Origin of the sequence: Pseudomonas arcuscaelestis (genome assembly GCF_016881005.1) — a bacterium.
Lineage (GTDB): Bacteria > Pseudomonadota > Gammaproteobacteria > Pseudomonadales > Pseudomonadaceae > Aquipseudomonas > Aquipseudomonas arcuscaelestis.
Map to the genome: position 1 here is coordinate 1 of NZ_JACOPV010000080.1, position 1071 is coordinate 1071.

1 pseudogene is annotated in these 1071 nt (G+C 66.2%); it reads left to right on the forward strand.

The features are described 5' to 3' along the window. Nucleotides 1–1042 (forward strand): annotated as a pseudogene (locus H8F21_RS29380) (DUF2868 domain-containing protein); the annotation flags it as partial. Between the last annotated feature and the right edge of the window lie 29 nt (nt 1043–1071).

Sequence of the window (1071 nt, forward strand, 5' to 3'; positions counted from 1 at the left end):
TCTGATTCTGCTGATCAGTTGGGCACTTGGTTTGCTGTTTGCCGGCGAACACGGCGCCAGCCTGGGCCGCTTGTGGTTGTGGCTCAGTGAAAAACTCGCCCGTGATGCCAAGGCTGCACAGCTGGCCCCGGCGCTTTTACTGCTGCTGCAACGGCAAAAACTCAACCGCTGGGCCGTGGGTGTGCTGGTTAACAGCCTGTGGTTGCTGGCGTTGCTCAGCGCCATGGTGATTCTGCTTACGCTACTCGCCACCCGTCGCTACGGCTTTGTGTGGGAAACCACCATTCTTGGCGCCGATACCTTTGTTGCCGCGACTCAAGCGCTGGGCACCCTGCCCGCCCTGCTGGGGTTCAACGTGCCGACCGTCGAGATGATCCGCGCCAGCGGCGATACTGCCCTGAATATCGAAAGTGCCCGCCAGGCCTGGGCTGCCTGGTTGGTGGGCGTGCTGCTGGAGTATGGCGTGCTGCCTCGCTAGATCCTCGCCCTGTTGTGCCTGTGGCGCTGGAAACGCGGGCGCGCCGCCCTGCGCCTGGACCTCAACCTGCCCGGCTACAGCCAATGGCGCGAACGCCTGATGCCGAGCAGCGAGCGTCTCGGGGTCAACGATGCCGCGCCCGAGCAGTTGCACCACGTCAGCGGCGGCGTCAGTGAATTGGAAAGCGACGGCGCCCTGTTGGTGGCCATCGAACTGGACGACCAGCACGCCTGGCCGCCCAAGCTGCCCGCCAGCGTGAAGAACGCGGGCATCCTCGACAGCCGTGAGTCGCGCAACAAACTGCTGGAACAACTCACGCGCTTCCCGCCCGCCCGCCTGGCTATCGCCTGCGACCCGCGCCGCTCGCCGGATCGCGGCAGCCTCGCGCTGATTGGCGAGCTGGCCCGCAGCGCCAGCGCCACCCGGGTCTGGCTGTTACAAGCGCCACCGGGCCAGGCGCTGGATGCCGAGCGCCTCGGCGATTGGCACACGGCCTTGCAGCAACTGGACCTCCCCTTCGCCGACTGCGCGCCGCTCACCTGGCTGGAGACGGGCCATGACTAAACCCCTGAAACTGGCCGTGGTCGGCCACA